The organism is Mesorhizobium sp. C120A (assembly GCF_030323105.1).
Classification (GTDB): domain Bacteria; phylum Pseudomonadota; class Alphaproteobacteria; order Rhizobiales; family Rhizobiaceae; genus Mesorhizobium.
On record NZ_CP100476.1, the window covers coordinates 2,921,454 to 2,939,112 of the forward strand.

18 protein-coding genes are annotated in these 17,659 nt (G+C 63.4%); 13 read left to right on the forward strand and 5 right to left on the reverse strand.

Features of this window, described 5'->3' with window-relative positions; all coding sequences use genetic code 11:
- Positions 1-9: 9 nt before the first annotated feature.
- From NL532_RS14110 to NL532_RS14135, 6 genes are all read left to right on the forward strand, one after another.
- A complete protein-coding gene (locus NL532_RS14110; protein ID WP_023714745.1) occupies positions 10-1,026 on the forward strand; it encodes a DUF4424 domain-containing protein in 1,017 nt (338 codons plus the stop codon).
- Positions 1,026-1,544 (forward strand): dihydrofolate reductase, encoded by a 519-nt coding sequence (locus NL532_RS14115; protein ID WP_023714744.1) that lies wholly within the window; start codon positions 1,026-1,028, stop codon positions 1,542-1,544. Before NL532_RS14110 ends, NL532_RS14115 begins: the two co-directional genes overlap by 1 nt.
- A 145-nt stretch (positions 1,545-1,689) precedes the next feature.
- Positions 1,690-2,799, forward strand: a complete 1,110-nt coding sequence (gene hflK, locus NL532_RS14120) for an FtsH protease activity modulator HflK (RefSeq protein WP_023682090.1) — start codon at positions 1,690-1,692, stop codon at positions 2,797-2,799.
- Complete coding sequence (gene hflC, locus NL532_RS14125) at positions 2,799-3,776, forward strand: protease modulator HflC (RefSeq protein WP_023735946.1); 978 nt, start codon at positions 2,799-2,801, stop codon at positions 3,774-3,776. Before hflK ends, hflC begins: the two co-directional genes overlap by 1 nt.
- A 4-nt stretch (positions 3,777-3,780) precedes the next feature.
- Entirely contained in the window at positions 3,781-3,966 is a 186-nt protein-coding gene (locus NL532_RS14130) for a DUF2065 domain-containing protein (protein WP_023829260.1), read from the forward strand.
- A 238-nt stretch (positions 3,967-4,204) separates the two neighbouring features.
- Positions 4,205-5,722, forward strand: a complete 1,518-nt coding sequence (locus tag NL532_RS14135) for a DegQ family serine endoprotease (RefSeq protein ID WP_023668334.1) — start codon at positions 4,205-4,207, stop codon at positions 5,720-5,722.
- Positions 5,723-5,765: 43 nt separating this feature from the next.
- Here NL532_RS14135 and NL532_RS14140 read toward each other — a convergent pair whose 3' ends face one another.
- Positions 5,766-6,338, reverse strand: coding sequence for a GNAT family N-acetyltransferase (locus NL532_RS14140; RefSeq protein ID WP_023744631.1), 573 nt, complete (start codon positions 6,336-6,338; stop codon positions 5,766-5,768).
- The gene (gene serB / locus NL532_RS14145) at positions 6,335-7,222 is read right to left on the reverse strand and encodes a phosphoserine phosphatase SerB (protein ID WP_023829269.1); all 888 of its coding nucleotides are present in this window, start codon (positions 7,220-7,222) and stop codon (positions 6,335-6,337) included. The genes NL532_RS14140 and serB overlap by 4 nt, the downstream gene beginning before the upstream one ends.
- On the opposite strand from serB, the gene miaA reads away from it, so the two are divergent.
- Both miaA and NL532_RS14155 read left to right on the forward strand, forming a co-directional pair.
- Positions 7,212-8,195 (forward strand): tRNA (adenosine(37)-N6)-dimethylallyltransferase MiaA, encoded by a 984-nt coding sequence (gene miaA, locus NL532_RS14150; protein ID WP_023705523.1) that lies wholly within the window; start codon positions 7,212-7,214, stop codon positions 8,193-8,195. The two genes, serB and miaA, sit on opposite strands and share 11 nt — an antisense overlap.
- A 131-nt stretch (positions 8,196-8,326) precedes the next feature.
- Positions 8,327-9,118, forward strand: coding sequence for a GGDEF domain-containing protein (locus tag NL532_RS14155; protein WP_023690907.1), 792 nt, complete (start codon positions 8,327-8,329; stop codon positions 9,116-9,118).
- A 276-nt stretch (positions 9,119-9,394) separates the two neighbouring features.
- Here the strand turns inward: NL532_RS14155 and NL532_RS14160 are convergent, their stop codons facing one another.
- Complete coding sequence (locus NL532_RS14160) at positions 9,395-11,227, reverse strand: ATP-binding protein (RefSeq protein ID WP_023735943.1); 1,833 nt, start codon at positions 11,225-11,227, stop codon at positions 9,395-9,397.
- A gap of 152 nt (positions 11,228-11,379) precedes the next feature.
- Between NL532_RS14160 and NL532_RS14165 the strand changes: the two genes are divergently transcribed.
- The 3 genes from NL532_RS14165 to NL532_RS14175 are packed head-to-tail and all read left to right on the forward strand — an operon-like array spanning position 11,380 to position 12,796.
- Entirely contained in the window at positions 11,380-11,946 is a 567-nt protein-coding gene (locus NL532_RS14165; RefSeq protein ID WP_023829261.1) for a helix-turn-helix domain-containing protein, read from the forward strand.
- Between the two features lie 4 nt (positions 11,947-11,950).
- Positions 11,951-12,259, forward strand: coding sequence for a hypothetical protein (locus NL532_RS14170; RefSeq protein WP_023703004.1), 309 nt, complete (start codon positions 11,951-11,953; stop codon positions 12,257-12,259).
- A gap of 15 nt (positions 12,260-12,274) precedes the next feature.
- Positions 12,275-12,796, forward strand: a complete 522-nt coding sequence (locus tag NL532_RS14175) for a GNAT family N-acetyltransferase (RefSeq protein WP_023829262.1) — start codon at positions 12,275-12,277, stop codon at positions 12,794-12,796.
- Here NL532_RS14175 and NL532_RS14180 read toward each other — a convergent pair.
- The gene (locus NL532_RS14180) at positions 12,793-14,595 is read right to left on the reverse strand and encodes an NAD(P)/FAD-dependent oxidoreductase (RefSeq protein WP_023829263.1); all 1,803 of its coding nucleotides are present in this window, start codon (positions 14,593-14,595) and stop codon (positions 12,793-12,795) included. The two genes, NL532_RS14175 and NL532_RS14180, sit on opposite strands and share 4 nt — an antisense overlap.
- Positions 14,596-14,733: 138 nt before the next feature.
- The gene (locus NL532_RS14185; RefSeq protein ID WP_023682083.1) at positions 14,734-15,624 is read right to left on the reverse strand and encodes a LysR family transcriptional regulator; all 891 of its coding nucleotides are present in this window, start codon (positions 15,622-15,624) and stop codon (positions 14,734-14,736) included.
- A gap of 121 nt (positions 15,625-15,745) precedes the next feature.
- Between NL532_RS14185 and tmpA the strand changes: the two genes are divergently transcribed.
- Both tmpA and tmpB read left to right on the forward strand, forming a co-directional pair.
- Positions 15,746-16,897 (forward strand): 2-trimethylaminoethylphosphonate dioxygenase, encoded by a 1,152-nt coding sequence (tmpA, locus tag NL532_RS14190; protein ID WP_023682082.1) that lies wholly within the window; start codon positions 15,746-15,748, stop codon positions 16,895-16,897.
- Positions 16,894-17,478, forward strand: a complete 585-nt coding sequence (tmpB, locus tag NL532_RS14195) for a (R)-1-hydroxy-2-trimethylaminoethylphosphonate oxygenase (RefSeq protein ID WP_023829264.1) — start codon at positions 16,894-16,896, stop codon at positions 17,476-17,478. Before tmpA ends, tmpB begins: the two co-directional genes overlap by 4 nt.
- The last annotated feature ends 181 nt before the right edge of the window (positions 17,479-17,659 follow it).

Here is a 17,659-nt window from a genome sequence, read left to right on the forward strand (position 1 = left end):
GGGGCTTCGATGTTGCAATATGTTCTGTCCGTAGCGCTGGCGCTTTTAGCCGTGCCCGCGCTGGCCAATGATACGACCGCCGAACTCGGCACAGGTGGCCTGATCCTGTCGCGTAGCGACGCGGTGTCGATGCAAAGCGAGGACCTCTATATCTCGCCGGAAAAGATCACGGTCGACTACGTCTTCCACAACAACACCGACAAGGATGTAAATGCCATCGTCGCTTTTCCGCTGCCGGACATCGAAGGCAATCCGGAGGAAATGCCGGCCATCCCGGAAAACCAGAGCGACAATTTCCTTGGCTTCGAGGTGACGATCGACGGAGCGCCGGCAAAGCCGCAGCTCGAGCAGAAAGTGTTCGCTGTCGGCATCGATATCGGCGCCGATCTGAAGGCGCAGAACGTGCCGTTCAATCCGTTCGGCGATGCGGCCAAGGCGGCCCTGGCGAAGCTGCCGAAAACGGTCGCCGAGGATTGGGAAAACCGCGGCATCATCATCGAGGATACGGGCAGCGACGGTACCGAGGCGAACAAGGTCTATACGCCGTGGTGGCAGTTGCGCTCAACCTATTGGTGGCGCGCGATATTTCCGGCCAACAAGGATGTCCACGTCTCGCACCGCTACAAACCGAGCGTCGGCGGCACGTCATCGGTGAGTTTCTTCTATGACGGCAAGTTCACCGAGGGCAGCCAGTACACGACCTACAAGACCCGCTACTGCATGGACGACAGCTTCGAGAATGCGGTGCGGCAGGCCGCCAAGGCCGACGGTTATCCGCATTTTTACGAGAACCGCATAGCCTATATCCTGACCACCGGCGGCAACTGGGCCAATGGCAGCATCGGCAAGTTCAAGCTGACCGTCGACAAGGGCAATCCGAAAGCGCTGATCTCGTTTTGCGGCGACAATGTCAAGAAGGTCGGGCCGACGACCTTCGAGACGGCGGCGCAGGATCTCTATCCCGAGCACAACATCGACATATTGCTTTTGGAGCCGTCGGATGACGGCGCCGGGGGAGCCAACTGATGGACGTCGCGATCTATGTCGCCATTGCGCAGAACGGCGTCATCGGGCGCGACGGCGGCTTGCCGTGGCGGCTGTTCACCGATCTCAAGCGCTTCAAGGCCGATACGATGGGCAAGCCCGTCATCATGGGCCGCAAGACTTATGAAGGCATCGGCAGGCCGCTGCCGGGCCGATTGAACATCGTGGTGACCCGCGACAAGGCCTGGCGCGCCGAGGGCATAGAGGTGGCGCACTCGCTGGAGGCAGCGATCCAGCTGGCCACGGTGCGCGGGCGTTGCATGGCCGGCGTCGACGAAATCTGCATCATCGGCGGCGGCGAGATCTATGCGCAGGCGCTGCCGCTGGCAGACCGGCTGCACGTCACCCATGTGCTGGCGGCGGTCGATGGCGACGCGCATTTTCCCGACATGGATCCGGATTTGTGGCGCCTTGTCAGCGCTCAGGACGTTCCGGCCGGTGAAAAGGACAGCCATGCGACGCGCTATTCGGTTTACGAGCGACGCCGCGGCGTGCATTGAGACGATAAAAGGGTCGCGAACGTCCAAAACGGACATGCTCGGCAGCGGATCGCGTTGAAAGCGCATCGCGGCATCCCTATAGAAGAACAACTGGATTTTGCGCCGCAACGCCGGCGCCGAGGGAATTCCAAGCGAAAGGACATTCATGCCCTGGAACGACAAGAGCGGCGGCGGCGGCCCATGGGGCGGCGGCGGCAACAATCAGGGACCCTGGGGGCAGGGACCGAAGGGGCCTAGCGGCCCGCCGGGGTCACCTCCCGATCTCGAAGACATCATCCGCCGCGGCCAGGACCGGCTGCGGCGCGCGCTGCCCGGTGGCGGCGGCGCCAGCCCGGCCGTCTTTGCGCTGATCGCAGCGGCTCTGATCGTGCTGTGGGCGTTCAAGGCGGTCTACACCGTGCAGCCGGACGAGGTTGCGGTCGAGCTGCGCTTCGGCAAGCCGAAGGCGGAGCTGTCGCAGCCGGGTCTGCATTTCCATTGGTGGCCGGTCGAAACCGTCGAGACGGCCAACATCGCCGAACAACTCGTCGATATCGGTGGTGGCGGCGCGACGAGCGGCAACTCGTCGGGGCTGATGCTTACCGGCGACCAGAACATCGTCAACGTCCAGTTTTCGGTGGCCTATCAGGTCTCCGATCCGCGGGCCTATCTGTTCGACGTCTCCGACCCAGAAGGCATGCTGCAGCAGGTCGCAGAGAGCGCCATGCGCGAAGCGGTCGGCCGGCGACCGGCCCAGGACATCTTCCGCGACGACCGTCAGGGCATTGCCGCCTCGGTGCGTGAAATCATTCAGACGACGCTGGACGGCTACAAGGCCGGCCTGAATGTCAACGCGGTTTCGATCGAGGACGCGGCGCCGCCGCGTGAAGTGGCCGACGCGTTCGACGAAGTGCAGCGCGCCGAGCAGGACGAAGACAAGTTCGTCGAGCAGGCCAACCAGTATTCCAACCAGAAGCTTGGCCAGGCGCGTGGCGCCGCGGCGCAGATCCGCGAGGACGCGGCAGCCTACAAGAACCGTGTCGTCCAGGAAGCCGAAGGTGAGGCGCAGCGCTTCATCTCGGTCTATGACGAATACGCCAAGGCGCCCGATGTTACGCGCCGGCGGCTTTATCTGGAAACGATGGAGAAGGTGCTGAAGGATTCCAACAAGGTGATCGTCGAACAGGGCAATGGGCAAGGGGTCGTTCCCTATCTGCCGCTGCCGGCATTGCAACCGAAGGCGCCGCCGCCTGCGACCACGGGAGGAGCCCAGTGATGGCCAATCGTCTTCCCATCATCGCGGTCATCGCGGCCGTGCTTCTGTTCCTGCTCTACTCCTCGGTCTTCGTGGTCAATGCGCGCCAGCAGGCACTCGTGCTGCGGTTCGGCGAGATTGTCGACGTCAAGAATGAACCCGGCATCTATTTCAAGGCGCCTTTCGCCTTCTTCGACGCCGACAGCGTGCAATTGATCGAAAACAGGGTGCTGCGCTTCGATCTCGACAACATCCGCGTCCAGGTTTCGGGCGGCAAGTTCTACGAGGTCGACGCTTTCATCGCGTACCGCATCTCGGATCCGCGCGTGTTCCGCTCAGCCGTGTCCGGCCAGATCACACTGGCCGAAGCACGACTGAGGACGCGTCTCGATGCGGCGCTGCGCCGTGTCTACGGTCTGCGCGACTTCGAGGCGGCGCTTTCGGAAGAGCGGGCCGTGATGATGCGCGAAGTGCGCGATCAGCTTCGGCCCGACGCCACCTCGCTCGGCCTGCAGATCGAGGATGTGCGCATCCGCCGAACCGATCTGACGGCCGAGGTTTCGCAGCAGACCTTCGACCGCATGAAGGCCGAACGTTTGGCCGAGGCCGAACGGCTGAGGGCACGCGGCAAAGAGGCCGCGCAGCGCATCACCGCCCGCGCCGACCGCGAAGTGGTGGAAATCGTCGCCGAAGCGCGCAAGGAATCGGAAATCCTGCGTGGTGAAGGTGAAGCCCAGCGCAGCGCGACCTTTGCCGACGCCTACAAACGCGATCCGGCGTTCTTCGACTTCTACCGGTCGATGAATGCCTATGGCACGGCGCTGGACAACTCCGGGACGACGATGGTGCTGTCGCCGAACTCGGAGTTCTTCCGCTTCTTCCGCAATCCGGACGGGACGGACGCGAAGCTGGCGGCGCCTGCGGCTCCGGCGACGGCACCTGCCGCGCCGGCGACGGCACCTGCCGCGCCGGCTGCACAACCTGCACCCGCCCAGTAGGGCGGTGCAGGATTTCCTTGCGGCCATAGGCCTGGTCCTCGTCGTAGAGGGTCTGGTCTATGGCGGCTTTCCCGGCCTTGCCAAACGTCTTGCCGGCGAAGTGATGTCGACGCCGGAAATTGCGCTGCGCATCGTCGGGCTGGTGGCGATCGCCATCGGCGTCGGCATCGTCTGGTTGGTGCGTGGCTGAGGACCGCTGATCTGCAATTCCAGGAAAGTGTGAGCGGTTTTCCGTCCGGAATTGCGTAAAAGCAAAGGGATCGAACGGTTCGCCGTTTCCGCGAAACGGCGAACCATTCTAAGGTGTGACGGAGGATTTATCCTCCTGATGTGGCCATAGCCGCAAACGTGCCGTATTTCTTGCCAACATGACGCGACGCGGCGTTTTGCCGAAGCGCTTTTCTTTTCAGCAATCCGGGAGGCTTTCGATGACATCCAACACCCTTCTGCGCGCGGCGCGGCGGACGTTCATCGCAGGTGCTGCGGCACTTCTGGTCGGCGCGCTTGCCGTTCCAGCTTTCGTGACGCCGACGATGGCCGCGGACGGACCGGCTTCGGTTGCCGACCTCGCCGAAGGCCTGCTCGGTGCGGTGGTCAACATCTCGACCTCGCAGACCGTGAAGGGCACGGAAGGTCCGGGCGCGGTGCCGATGCCGCAGCTGCCCGAGGGTTCGCCGTTCCAGGATTTCTTCGACGACTTCTTCAAGAACCGTGGCGGCGACAAGGATGGCGGCGCGCAAAAGGTACAGTCACTGGGCTCCGGCTTCGTGGTCGACGCCGAGCAAGGCATTGTCGTCACCAACAACCACGTCATCGCCGATGCAGATGACATCGAGGTGAATTTCTCCGACGGCGTGACGCTGAAGGCGACGCTGGTCGGCACCGACACCAAGACCGACGTGGCGGTGCTCAAGGTCGACCCGAAGGGCCACAAGCTGACGGCGGTGAAATTCGGCGATTCCAACAAGATGCGCGTCGGCGACTGGGTGATGGCGATCGGCAATCCGTTCGGCCTTGGCGGCACGGTGACGGTCGGCATCGTCTCGGCCCGCAACCGCGACATCAATTCCGGCCCCTATGACGACTTCATCCAGACCGACGCCGCCATCAACCGCGGCAATTCCGGCGGGCCGCTGTTCAACAGCCTGGGCGAGGTTATCGGCATCAACACGGCGATCATCTCGCCGTCGGGCGGCTCGATCGGCATCGGCTTCTCCATCCCCTCGCAGCTTGCCTCGGGCGTCGTGGACCAGCTGCGCCAGTTCGGCGAGACCCGTCGCGGCTGGCTCGGCGTGCGCATCCAGCCGGTGACCGACGACATCGCCGAGAGCCTCGGCATGGCCACCGCCAAGGGCGCGCTGGTGGCCGGCGTCATCAAGGGCGGACCGGTCGACAACGGCACAATTCTCGCCGGCGACGTCATCATCAAGTTCGACGGCAAGGACATCCATGAAATGCGCGACCTGCCGCGCGTCGTGGCGGAAAGCCCGGTTGGCAAGGCGGTCGACGTGATCATCGTGCGCAAGGGCGTCGAGCAGACGGTGAAGGTGACGCTCGGCCGGCTTGAGGACGGCGAGAAGGTCGCCGCCGGTGAGGACGGCACTACCGATGAGGACAAGGGCGGCGACAAGGCGCCCGCGGTCTCCACGGCCTCGGTGCTCGGCATGACCGTCGGCGAGCTCAATGACGACACACGGAAAAAATTCGGCATCGCGGCCGACGTCTCCGGCGTCGTCATCACCGACGTCACCAAGGATTCGGCCGCCGCCGAGCGCGGCATCCAGGCCGGCGAGGTGATCACCGAAATCGCCCAGGAATCGGTCGCGACCCCGAAGGACGTGATGGACCGGATCGGCGCGCTGAAGGAGCAGGGCCGCAAGAATGCGCTCTTGATGCTGGCGTCCAAGACAGGCGAGTTGCGCTTCGTGACGATCCGGATGGATTGAGTCCGGAAAGCCCTATAACCGATTGTCTTCAGGGAAAGGGCGGCTAGCGAGCCGCCCTTTTTCGTGCCTGCCAGTCCGTGCGCGACAGTTTGTAGAGGACATGCCGCTTGAGGTGCGGGTGGCTGTCAGGGATGGATGGGTGGTCGAAATCGCGAGCCGGGTCAGGGCTCATGCCAAGACGCTCCATGACGGCCGTCGAGCGGCGGTTGGCCGCGACGGCGAAGGAGACGATCTCGTCGCGGTCAAGCGTTTCGAAGCCAAAGGCGAGCCAGGCTTCGGAGGCCTCCGTGACATAGCCCTTGCGCCAGAATTCCGGCGCCAACCGCCAGCCGATCTCGATCGTATCGGAAGGCAGGGACGGCACGTGATCGGTCTTTAAGAGACCGACGAAGCCGATGCATTCCCCAGTCGCGGCGATCTCGGCGGCGGCAAAACCAAAGCCGTCCTCGGCGATCCAGCCCCGAAACTCGTCCATCTTGGCATCCGTCTCGGCGCGGTCGCGGCGGAACGGAAAGAATTCCATCACCCGCTCGTCCGAATTGATGCGGTGGAAGAGTTCGCGATCGCGGTCTTCCCAGTTGCGCAGGATGAGGCGCTCGGTGCGCATCGGTTTCATTGGGCGAACTCTTCCTGGCGGTAGCCCTGGAGATAAAGCAGCGCGGTGAGATCGCCATGGTCGATGCGGACCTTGGCTTCGCCAGCAACGGCCGGCTTGGCGTGGAGCGCGACACCGGTGCCGGCCAGGCGGATCATGTCGAGGTCGTTGGCGCCGTCGCCGACCGCAATCGCATCGAATGGCGTCAGGCCGAGGCGGGCCGAGATATCGTTCAGCGCATCGGCCTTGGCGGCGCGGCCGAGGATCGGCTCGGCGACCAGGCCGGCAAAGCGCCCGTTCTCCTCGATCAGGCGGTTGGCACGGTTTTCCTCGAAGCCGAGCATGGCGGCGACACGGCTGGTGAAGACGTCGAAGCCGCCGGAGACAAGCGCCGTCCAGGCGCCATTGGCGCGCATCGTCTGCACCAGAGCGCGGCCGCCCGACGCCAGCGTCAGGCGGTTCGCGATGATGCGGTCGACGACGGCGGCATCGAGGCCTTTCAGCAGCGCCACGCGTTCACGCAGCGCCGGCTCGAAAGCGATCTCGCCGTTCATCGAGCGTGCCGTGATGGCGGCAACGCGGTCCTTGACGCCGATCTCGTCGGCGAGTTCGTCGATGCATTCCTGGTCGATCATGGTTGAATCCATATCGGCAAGCAGGATTGTCTTGCGGCGGCTTTCGGCCTGCTGAACGATCACGTCGACCGGCTCTGAGCCAAGTGCTGTGCGCAAGGCGGCACTTGCCTCGGCGGCTTCTGCCCCCTCGGGCAGCACCAGGTCGCAGGCGACGCCATGGCCCAGCCAGCGAACAGCGCTTGCACCGACCGACCGTGAGGCGATATTCGCAAGCGAGGCCGACATCGCGCGGCGGAGGGGGTGGGACACAAGCGTGGCAATGAGCGGCATCGAGACTTCCAAGCAGCTAGGCGAGGGCGGGCAGGCGGGCGAGGGCCGCGTGAAGAACGCGATCCTGATAGCCGGGCCGACAGCCAGCGGCAAGTCGGCGCTGGCGCTCGATCTCGCCGAGCGCAAGGGCGGCGTCATCGTCAACACCGATTCCATGCAGGGCTATTCGGTGCTCGATGTGCTGACGGCGCGGCCGAGCGCCGCCGAACTCGGCCGCGCGCCGCACTTTCTCTATGGCCATGTGCATCCCTCCACCGCCTATTCCACCGGCGCCTGGCTGCGCGACGTGATGAAGCTGATCGATGACGGCACGCTCGCCCGACAGCCCGACGACGCCGCCTTTGAACGTCCGGTGATTTTCGTCGGCGGCACCGGGCTCTATTTTCGCGCACTTGCCGAGGGCATTTCGGAAATGCCCGACATTCCGCAGCAGGTACGCGACCGCTGGCGCTACGAGTTAAAGGAGCAAGGCGCAGCCAAGCTGCACCGCATCCTGATGCATGAGGATTCGGCGGTCGCCATGCAGCTGAAGCCGACCGACGGCCAGCGCATCGTGCGGGCGCTGGAGGTGCTCGATGCATCCGGCCGCTCCATCCTCGAATGGCAGGCAGCACGCGGCCGGCCGCTGATCGACCGCGACAGCGCTCGGTTCTTCGTTATCGAGCCGGACCGCGCCGCCCTTGTCGAGCGGATCGAAACAAGGTTCGACCGCATGCTCGATCTCGGCGCGCTCGATGAGGTCAAACGGCTTGCGGCGCTTGGCCTCGATCCCGAGCTGCCGGCGATGAAGGCGATCGGCGTTCGCGAACTTTCGGCCGCCATGGCCGGTGACATCAGCTTTCCTCAGGCCATCGAGCGCTGCAAGGCAGCGACGCGGCAATATGCCAAACGGCAAACGACGTGGTTTCGCCATCAGCTGGGACCGGAATGGCTGAGATTGCGGCCCGGCGACGGCCTGCAAGCCGTGATTTGATTTTCGTGCTGCTAATACAATTAAAGAAACAGAAGTAGGAATGAACATTCCCGCTCCGGTTGTCTGGATTAACCGTCCGTAAGGCGCCGGCATGCCATAGATCCGGGGGGTACTTTTCCAACGGGGAGCAGATGCGTTTCCACAAGGCGGAATCCGCATTTTTCGTCTTTATTTTCGTGATCCTGGCCGCAGGCCTGGTGACGCTTTATGCCTATGGTCAATTGCAGTCCATCGCGGTCGGTCACGATACGACTTCCCGGGTCGAGAGGATCGCTTATCTCAACACGCTGCTGTTTGTCACCGGGGTGCTGCTGGCGACAGCGCTGTTCTTCGGCGTGTTCTTCATCTACCCGTTGATCCGTAGGCAGGCGACGGAAGAGGGCAAGCTGCGCGCCATGACGGTTTCGCTCAGCGCCCGCTCGGAAACGCTGCAGCATGCGGCATTGACCGACGGCCTTACCGGCATGCAGAACCGGCGCTATTTCGACGATGCGCTGAAGGAATATCTCGAGGAATTCCGCCGCATCGAAAAGCCCGTCGGGCTGATGATCCTCGACCTCGATCATTTCAAGCAGGTCAACGACACGCATGGCCACGATGTCGGCGACGAGGTGCTGAGGGCAGTCGCCAATTGCCTCAAAGGCATGACGCGCTATCACGACGTGGTGGCGCGGCTCGGCGGCGAAGAGTTCGCCGTTGTCACCCCCAACATGGACGCGGAGTTGTTGGGGAAGTTCGCCGAACGCATCCGCAAGGCGATTGCCAACATGTCGGTGCTGTCGGGCAATGTCCGCCTCAAGATCACCACCAGCGTCGGTCTTGCCGTCTGGGATCGGAAGGAAACGGCCGAGGAATTCTACCGCCGCGCCGACCGCCAGCTCTACGAGGCGAAGAGGCAAGGCCGCAACCGCGTCTGCGCCTAAATCCCGGCATTAAATCCGTGAGGCTGGCCGTTTGATGCCGTCTTCTGCGCTTCCGGCCTTCGCCGGCCGAAGCACTCATGAGGTGGTGGCGGCAGCTATGGCTACGGCCGGCGTAGGCCGGTGCTCACGGACTCAATGTCCGCTCCGCTCCGGTTCTCGAAGTCGACACCGACCGACTCAGCCTGACGAATTTTCTGGCGTGATTTACCCAAGCTGGCTGACGAAGCTGATCTCGGAAGTTGACGCGGCTTGCCGGTGGCCAGAAGGGTGTGCAGGCTAATCGTTCTGCGGGCGCATGCCGAAGGTTGTGGGCTTGAGGCCGTAGCGCAGGTCGAAATCGTCGTCCGGCTGGACGCGCTGGGCGGTCGCCGGCTTGCGGTAATCGGGATCGCCGGCCTGGCGGCCGGAATCCACTGCTTCGGCGAAGGCCATCTGCTGCTGCGGTTTCGGGACGTTGCGCAGCCGCTCGACGATGGCGGCGAGATCGACGTCGTTGCCGTCCTGCGAGAACTCGTCCTGCTCTCGCTTGGCGGTGCCGGGGATCAGGTTCTCCGCCAGTTTTTCGAACTTCAGCCGCATGGTCGTCGCCACGCCTTCACCGAAGGCGATGGCTTCGCGCTGGCCCATGGAGGACAGGAAGGCCAGCGTCGAGGCGGAGGAATCGGCGATCGCCGAGCGGATGATTGCCTGGTCCTGCTCGTTGGCCAGCCGCATGGCGAAAAAGGTCGAGCATTGCGACAGGATGGTCGGATCGAGTTCACCCGGGCGCTGGGTGACGACGCCGAGATAGCAGCCATATTTGCGGCCTTCCTTGGCGATGCGCGACAGTGCATGCCTTGTCGGGGCGAAGCCAAGGCGTGGATCGGCCGGCATATAGCGGTGTGCTTCCTCGCACAGCAGCAAGAGCTTCAGCCGGCCCTCGCTCCACAGCGCAAGGTCGAAGGCGAGCCGAGCCAGCACCGAACAGACGGAGTTGACCACTTCGGACGGCATGCCGGCCATCTCGAAGCAGGTCACCGGGCGGCCATGATGCGGCACACGGAAAATATTGCCGATCGTCTCGTGGATCGTGTCCTCGATCAGCCGCGAATTGAACATGAAGCGATAGCGCGGGTCGGACGCGGCGGACTCGATGCGCGTCTTCAGCGATTTCAGCGTCGGGCGGTCGTTCTTGCTTTCCAAGAGGCCCATGCGCTCGTCGATCTGCTTGATGAGATCGACCATGCGGTAGGGCACCGGCGTGTCGGCGGTCAGCGCATCGCTGCCGCGGCGCACGTAAGAGCCTGAATTGGGATTGCGATAGAGGTTCTTGGCGGCGGGGATCAGGTCGCGCAGGACATCGACTTCTTCCGGCACGACCTCTCGGCCGCGAAACAGCACTTCGGCGAATTCTTCGAGCCTGAACATCCAGAACGGCAGGTCAAGCGTCTTGGAATCGACCCGGACGCAGAACTCAGGCAGGGATGCCGCGAATTCATTGTGCGGATCGAGAATGAGGATTCGCAGATCGGGCCGGGCGGCGATCGATTTGCGCAGCAGCAGCGAGATGGCGGTGGATTTGCCGACGCCGGTTGTGCCGACAACGGCAAAATGGCGCGCCAGCGTGTCGTCGATGGCGATGTTGGCGTCGATCGACTCATCCTGCGACAGCGTACCGATGGTGATCGAATGACGCCCGGCGAGATCGTAGACCGCCTGCAGATCACGGGTACGGATGCGGTGCGCTATGGCGCCGATATGCGGATAGGTGGTGATGCCGCGGTCGAACACCGGTTTGGCCCCCGGTTCGGCGCCGTCGCGCACTTCGCCGATCAGCTCGACGCTGACCTCGATGGGATTTTGTCCCTCATTGCTCCAGGCGCGATCCGATTTGCCGATTTCGTAGACCAGACCAACGGTGCGCGATGTCCCGAGATTGATGGAGATCATCTTGCCGACGGTCCACAGGCCGGTGACCGCTCCTTCGATGTCGTCGGCATAGGCGCTGATGGTGGCGCGCGCACCGTCGCACTGCACGACGTTGCCGAGAATGCGCTTGTCGCTCTGCTCTGCGCGGCGGCGCTCCTGCGAGGTCGGTTCGCCGACGGAGGCTTCGCGCTCGACAAACATACGATCCGATCCCCATTCCCGTGGAGCCTCGATCCTACACAGACGGGGTTAAGGTGGCGTGATGCGGGATGGTGTAGCAGGGGTTAACCCGTCAGCGAAAATTCAACCGGCCGGCCTCTTCCCCCAATCCGAAGATTCGATATATTGGACGAATGACTGATATAGCGAATGACATGTCGGCCACGATAGGCAGACGAATCCACGCCGAAAGAGCCTTGCGGGACTGGTCGTTGGCCGACCTGGCGAACCGCTCCGGCGTCTCCAAAGCCATGCTCAGCACTATCGAGCGCGGCATGACCAGTCCGACGGCCGCGCTGCTGGTGCGCATCGCCGCTGCTTTCGGCATGACGCTGTCGACGCTGATTGCACGCGCCGAGCAGCAAGGTGGCGGCCTGCTGCGCGAGAGGGAGCAACCGGTCTGGAGCGACCCCGGTACGGGCTATGTCCGGCGGCATCTGTCGCCGGTCTCCGACATGCCGCTCGAATTGATCCGGGTGCAGTTGCCGGCGGGCGCCAGTGTGAGTTTCCCGGCGGCGTCCTATGCCTTCATCAAGCAGCAGATGTGGCTGATCTCCGGGCGACTTGAGTTCACCGAGGGCGATGTCGTGCACAGGCTCGAGCCCGGCGACTGCCTGGCGCTCGGCGCGCCGTCGGACTGCACGTTCCATGCCGTCGGGCAGCTGCCCGCCGACTATCTGGTCGCGCTGGTCAGGGGCTGAAATCGTGGCAAGACGTCCCAAGCGCTCCGACAATGGCGGACCGCCGCTCGATGATTACAAGGGCCCGCCATGGGGCAAGGGCGATCCCTACATCTTCCTGGCCTGGCAGGCAGCGCATGCCAAGGCGTGGAAGGCGCCAAGCCGTGACGTGATGCTGATGCGCATGGAAAAGGCCGAGTGGCTTGGCCTGACCTATGAGGAATACACGCTCGAAATCCTCGAACGCGGGCTGCATCTGCAGCCGAAAGACACCGATCGCATCGCCGCGATCAAGGCGAGACGAAAGCGGCGCCGCGTCGCGCGTCTGGATTAGCAAGGGAAAGTGCAGGTGAGTCCCATCGAAATCAGGTCGCTGACTGCGGAAACACGCGACATGCTGGCCGACCTCCTGATCGAGACGGTCGCGGCCGGCGGCTCCGTCAGCTTCATGCATCCCTTATCCAGGCAAGCGGCGGAAACCTTCTGGAGCAACTCGTTGATGGCAGCAGAGAGAGGCGAAAGAGCGGTGCTGGGCGCTTGGTATGGCGACGCGTTGGTCGGCACCGTCACCTTGGTGCTCGACTTTCCGGTCAATCAGCCGCACCGGGCCGAGATCGCCAAGCTGATGACCCGCGTCGAACACCGCGGCAAGGGCATAGCGAGCCGGCTGATGCGGGCGGCCGAAACGCTCGCCGTCGAGAAAGGCCGCACGCTTCTGGTGCTGGACACCGCAACCGAGGAGGGCGCTTCCGGCCTTTACGAAAAACTCGGCTTCACGCTCACTGGCGAAATACCGGACTTTGCCCTGAAACCGCATGGCGGGCTGACCGGCACGCTCATCTACTGGAAGCGCATCGGCGGCGCTGCCTAACCCTTGTGGTGAACCTCTTGCAGCGCGTAGACCGGCGTCGCGATGCCTTCCATGCGCGCCTTCAGCTGCAGCGCCAGGAACTGGGAGTAATGGCGCGACTGGTGCAAATTGCCGCCATGGAACCACAGCGCCTCCTGCTGCGTCGGCTTCCACATGTTGCGCAGCTCGCCTTCCCAGGGGCCTGGGTCCTTGGTGGTGTTGGAGCCGAGGCCCCAGCATTTGCCGACCTTGTCCGCGACCTCCCGTGAGATCAAATCGGCCGCCCAGCCATTCATCGAACCGTAGCCGGTGGCGTAGACGATGAGATCGGCCGGCAGTTCCGATCCGTCGGAGAGCAGAATGGAGTGCTCCTTGATCTCCTTCACGTCGACACCGCTTTTCAGCTTGATCGACCCATCGATGATCAGGTCGGAGGCGCCGACATCGATGTAATAGCCCGAGCCGCGCCGCAGATATTTCATGAACAGGCCGGAGCCGTCATCGCCCCAGTCAAGCATGAAGCCGGCCTTTTCCAGGCCCTTGTAGAATTTGTCGTCCCGCTTCTTCATCTCGGCATAGGCCGGGATCTGGAATTCGTGCAGGATCTTGTAGGGCAGGGAGGCGAAGACGAGGTCGGCCTTGGCGGTGGTCATGCCGCTCGCGACCGCCTTTTCCGAATAGAGCGAGCCCAGGCCGATCTCCATCAGCGTGTCCGACTTGACGATATGCGTGGTCGAGCGCTGCACCATGGTGACGTCGGAGCCGGCCTCCCAAAGGGCTGCTGCAATGTCGTGGGCGGAGTTGTTCGAGCCGATGACGACAGCTTGTCTGCCGACATAGGCATCGGGTCCCGGATGCTTCGAGGAGTGATGCTGGTCGCCCTTGAATGTGTCCATGCCCTTGAAGTTCGGCATGTTGGCCTTGCCGGATTGCCCCGTGGCCAGCACCAATTGTTTCGGCTTCAGCGTGATGTCCTTGCCGTCGCGGCGCACGACAACGGTCCATTCCTTTTTCTTGTCGTCATAAACGGCGCTCTTGGCCTCGGTCGATGACCAGTAATTCAGCTCCATCACCTTGGCGTACATTTCCAGCCAGTCGCCGATCTTGTCCTTGGGCGCGAAGACCGGCCAGTTCCTGGGAAAGTCGATATAGGGCAGATGGTCGTACCAGACCGGATCGTGCAGGCAGAGCGATTTGTAGCGCTTGCGCCAGCTGTCGCCGGCCCGTTCGTTCTTCTCGACGATGATGGTCGGCACGCCGAGCTGCCGCAGCCGCGCGCCGAGCGCGATGCCGCCCTGGCCGCCGCCAATGATGAGCGTATAGGGCTGCGTCTTGAAGCCGAGCTCGGCGGCCTCCTTCTCGCGCTCCTCCTTCCAGGTCGGGCGGTTCTTGCCATGGCCGTGCTTGGCGCCGAGCGGGCGGTCGAAACCGGCCGGCTCCTCATGGCCCTTCAGCTCGACCATGGTGGTGAGCAACGTCCAGATCTTGCCGTCCTTCAGCCGGATGTGGCCGAAGCCGCGCGCCACAGACGTTTCGAAACTGATCCAGCCGTCGAGCAGGCCATCGTTTTCAGTGGCGTCCTCGCCCCTGGCGATCGCCCAGTTCGATGGGTTGGTTTTGGCCAGCTGGCTCACCAGCATGTCGCGCACCTGGTCACGGCCTTCCATGGTCTTGATGTTCCAGGTGAAGCTGACGAGATCGCGCCAAAAACAATCCTCCTGAAAGCAGGCGACCGCCTTGTCGATGTCACCGGCGGCGAGTGCCGCGCCGAAGCGATCGAGCAGGTCGGAAAGCTTCTTGTTGGGGGCCTTGTCGAGCATTGAATTTCCTCCGCGATTTTTCTTGGCCGCCTGTAGCGAGCGGAACCCTGCCGAAGCTTGACGTCCGGCCTGGCGCAGTATCGCGACAAATTATGCGCCGCGTCACGTCGTCCAATAGTTTGCCGCGTATTCAGGGGCTTATCGGGAAATCGGGACGCCGAAGACCGTTGCGAACCAGCGGCGGACCGCTTCTTCGGCCGGGCTCAGATGCGCGCCCGAAGGTGCGGTCAGATAGTGGCCGGCACCGCTCGACAGCGTAAAGCCGGACAGGGTAACGAGAGATCCTTCGCGCAGTGCCGCGTCGGCCAACGGTCGCGATCCCAGCACCATGCCGGCGCCGTGCTTCGCCGCCTCCAACGCGGTAACGAAACTGTCGAATTTGTGCGTGGGCCCGAGCGCCGGCTTCATCCGGGCGACGGCGAACCACTCGCCCCACATTTCCCGCGCGCCGACCACTGTAAGTCTCGGCAATCCTGTCCAATCCTTGGCCTTGGCGACATTTGGCGACGCCATCGGCGTTAAGGTTTCGCGGGTGAGGCGGTCGGCCTGCCGTCCGGCAAAGGAGCCGGAGCCAATGCCGAATCGGATGTCGAGACCCACAAAGCGCTCGCCGTAATCGGCCGGTGTGTGGATGGTCTCGATCTGCAGCTGGACGAAGGGCAGGTCCTTGGCCATTTGCGGCAGCTTCGGCGCGATCATCAGCACGGCAAACGAGATCGGCGAGCGTATCGTCACGCTCTGGACGGTCTTGGGTTCGAACAACTCGCGCGTGCTGTTGGCGATCACGGCAAAGGCCGATTGCAGATGCGGCAGGTAGGCGGCACCCTCCGGCGTCAATTCGACGCCGCGCGCCAGGCGGATGAACAGCGGCTGCTTCAACCGCTCTTCGAGAGAACGGATGTGCTGGCTGACCGCAGCCTGGGTCAGGCCAAGCTCGGCCGCGGCGGCGGTGAAATTCGACAGCCGCGCGGCGGCCTCGAAACTCCGCAGCCAGTCGAGCGGCGGCAAGGGCAGGGTTGTTTGAGGCATAAACCGTTTATGGCCTTTGGCCGCAAAATGATAATTTGAGTTATGCCTTCGACATCATCACGATGCAACCGGAAACCCTGCGGAGTTGGCTGCGGGGCGCAGCGGACAGGAACGGATCTCCATGCTTACCCAGGCGCTGATCGGCGACGAAGGAAGAACGATCGACCTCGGTTGGAAGGACGGCGCGCGCACTCGCTTTCACGCCATGTGGTTGCGCGACAATGCGCTCGACGACAAGACGCGCAGCGCCGGCAACGGCCAGCGGCTGATCACCATTCTCGACATTCCGGCGCAAACGCGGATCGGCGCAGCCGCGATCAAGGGCGATGCGCTTGAAGTCAGTTTCGAACCGGAGGGAAAGACGGTGCGCTTTCCTGCGGCATGGCTGAGCGCCAATGCCTATGACCGCGATGCCGCCCGACAGCCCGGCTGGACAGGCGAGGGCACCGTGCGATGGACCAGGGCCTCTATGCAGAATTCGGTGCCGCGCGCCGGCTATGTCGCGGCCAGCCGCGACCGCGCCGTCTTGCGGCAATGGCTGTCGGCGGTGAAGACCTACGGCTTCGCGGTGATGGACGATCTGCCGGCCGAATCCGGGGCGCTGTGCAAAGTGTCCGATCTGTTCGGCTATATCAGGGAGACCAATTACGGCCGCTGGTTCGAGGTGCGCGCCGAGGTCAATCCAACCAATCTGGCCTACACCAATCTTGGCCTGCAGGCGCATACCGACAACCCCTATCGTGATCCGGTGCCGACCTTGCAGATCCTGTCGTGTATCGAAAACACGGTCGAGGGCGGCGAATCCAGCGTCGTCGATGGTTTTGCCGTGGCGGCCGCGCTGCAGGCCGAAAACCCCGAAGGCTTCCGGCTGTTGAGTTCATACCCGGCGCGCTTCGAATATGCCGGCTCGTCGGGCGTGCGATTGCAGGCCAAGCGGCCGATGATCGAGCTCGGGCCGGATGGCGAACTCATCGCCATCCGCTTCAACAACCGCTCGCTGGCGCCGACCGTCGATGTGCCGTTCGCGGAGATGGAGGCCTACTACGCCGCCTATCGCCGGTTTGCCGAACTGATCGAGGATCCGTCCTTCGAAGTGACCTTCAAGCTCGAGGCGGGCCAGGCCTTCATCGTCGACAACACCCGCGTCATGCATGCCCGCAAGCAGTTCTCCGGCGCCGGCAAGCGCTGGCTGCAGGGCTGCTACGCCGACAAGGATGGCCTTTTGTCGACGCTGTCGGCGATCGAACACGAATTCAAGGAAGCAGCGGAATGAGCAGCCAGGATTTGAACGCGAGCAACATCGTCGAATTCATCGCCGATATTTTCGAACGCCGAGGGGCTGAATCCTATCTCGGCGAACCCGTCACCATGTCGGAGCACATGTTGCAGGGCGCCTGGTTCGCCGAAAAGGACGGCGCGCCCGATGTGCTGGTGGCGGCAGCACTGCTGCACGATATCGGCCACTACACCAGCGAGTTCGGCACCTATTCGCCCGACGATGTCGAGGACAAGCATCATGACGAAGCCGGCGGCGAGGTGCTGGCGCCGTTCTTTCCACCGGTGATCGTCGAATGCGTCAGGCTGCATGTCGCGGCCAAGCGCTACCTCTGCGCTACCGACCCCACCTATTTCGGCAGGCTGTCGCAGGCCTCGGTCCACACGCTGTCGCTGCAAGGCGGGCCGATGAATACCGAAGAGGTGGCCGAGTTCCGCAAGAACCCGTTCCACGAGGAAGCGGTGCGGGTTCGCATCTGGGACGAGGCCGGCAAGATCGCCAACATGAAGACCCGGGCATTTCGCGACTACATGCCGCTGCTGCAGCGGGTTGTCCGCGACTTCGCCAATCGCGCCTGATCGCAATCCGGGGAAGGAACGGCATATGCACCGTTTCGACGGCAAACATGCGCTAACCGTATGCCGCCGCAGACTTGCCGCGAGCGTCTGCGTGGGCAGGCGCTCGCGCCTCGCTGCCGATCCCTACCGGTGACGAGCCTTGTCACCGCGGATTTTATTGCGACATCCGTCGGCGCGGCCC

Bases quoted from the DNA above. Each gene is read 5' to 3' on its own strand.
- NL532_RS14110 (WP_023714745.1), top strand. From the start codon at position 10: ATGTTGCAATATGTTCTGTCCGTAGCGCTGGCGCTTTTAGCCGTGCCC.
- NL532_RS14115 (WP_023714744.1), top strand. From the start codon at position 1,026: ATGGACGTCGCGATCTATGTCGCCATTGCGCAGAACGGCGTCATCGGG.
- hflK (WP_023682090.1), top strand. From the start codon at position 1,690: ATGCCCTGGAACGACAAGAGCGGCGGCGGCGGCCCATGGGGCGGCGGC.
- hflC (WP_023735946.1), top strand. From the start codon at position 2,799: ATGGCCAATCGTCTTCCCATCATCGCGGTCATCGCGGCCGTGCTTCTG.
- NL532_RS14135 (WP_023668334.1), top strand. From the start codon at position 4,205: ATGACATCCAACACCCTTCTGCGCGCGGCGCGGCGGACGTTCATCGCA.
- NL532_RS14140 (WP_023744631.1), bottom strand. From the start codon at position 6,338: ATGAAACCGATGCGCACCGAGCGCCTCATCCTGCGCAACTGGGAAGAC.
- miaA (WP_023705523.1), top strand. From the start codon at position 7,212: ATGAGCGGCATCGAGACTTCCAAGCAGCTAGGCGAGGGCGGGCAGGCG.
- serB (WP_023829269.1), bottom strand. From the start codon at position 7,222: ATGCCGCTCATTGCCACGCTTGTGTCCCACCCCCTCCGCCGCGCGATG.
- NL532_RS14155 (WP_023690907.1), top strand. From the start codon at position 8,327: ATGCGTTTCCACAAGGCGGAATCCGCATTTTTCGTCTTTATTTTCGTG.
- NL532_RS14160 (WP_023735943.1), bottom strand. From the start codon at position 11,227: ATGTTTGTCGAGCGCGAAGCCTCCGTCGGCGAACCGACCTCGCAGGAG.
- NL532_RS14165 (WP_023829261.1), top strand. From the start codon at position 11,380: ATGACTGATATAGCGAATGACATGTCGGCCACGATAGGCAGACGAATC.
- NL532_RS14180 (WP_023829263.1), bottom strand. From the start codon at position 14,595: ATGCTCGACAAGGCCCCCAACAAGAAGCTTTCCGACCTGCTCGATCGC.
- NL532_RS14185 (WP_023682083.1), bottom strand. From the start codon at position 15,624: ATGCCTCAAACAACCCTGCCCTTGCCGCCGCTCGACTGGCTGCGGAGT.
- tmpA (WP_023682082.1), top strand. From the start codon at position 15,746: ATGCTTACCCAGGCGCTGATCGGCGACGAAGGAAGAACGATCGACCTC.
- tmpB (WP_023829264.1), top strand. From the start codon at position 16,894: ATGAGCAGCCAGGATTTGAACGCGAGCAACATCGTCGAATTCATCGCC.